Origin of the sequence: Parabacteroides sp. An277 (assembly GCF_002159645.1) — a bacterium.
Taxonomy (GTDB): domain Bacteria; phylum Bacteroidota; class Bacteroidia; order Bacteroidales; family Tannerellaceae; genus Parabacteroides.
Map to the genome: position 1 here is coordinate 1 of NZ_NFJB01000100.1, position 513 is coordinate 513.

The following is a 513-nucleotide window of genomic DNA, read 5'->3' on the forward strand; positions in this document are numbered from 1 at the left end:
CGCTCTCTGGCGGTGAGCTGTACACGTTCGTGACCAACCGTGAGGCCCGTACACGTGAGCAGTCCTTGGTCGCCGTCGTAGCGGGTACAAAAGCGGAGGATGTGATCGCTGTCCTAAAGCGTATAGACGAGGAGCGTCGCTATGCTGTCGAGGAGGTCACGCTTGACTTGTCGGATCCCATGCGCAAGATTGTCCGGACGGCATTCCCCAAAGCCAGCCGCGTCATCGACCGCTTCCATATCCAGAAACTGGCCTGCGAAGCCGTGCAGGAGTTGCGCGTCAAGCACCGCTGGGATGCCATACAGCTGGCTAATGATGAAATGGAGGAAGCCAGACAAAAGGACAAGGAGTATATCCCGTACAGATTTCCCAATGGTGACACCCGTAAGGAACTGCTTATACGCTCGCGTTACTTGTTGTTCAAGTCCGCAGACAAATGGACCGACAGGCAGAAGCAGAGGGCCGCGATATTGTTTGAAGAATACCCTGACATCCAAACGGCATACGGACTGT

General features: G+C 55.2%; 1 protein-coding gene. It reads left to right on the top strand.

Features of this window, described 5'->3' with window-relative positions:
• Nucleotides 1-513, top strand: a 513-nt coding sequence (locus tag B5F77_RS15495; protein WP_140392915.1) for a transposase, incomplete at both ends; no start/stop codon positions are given.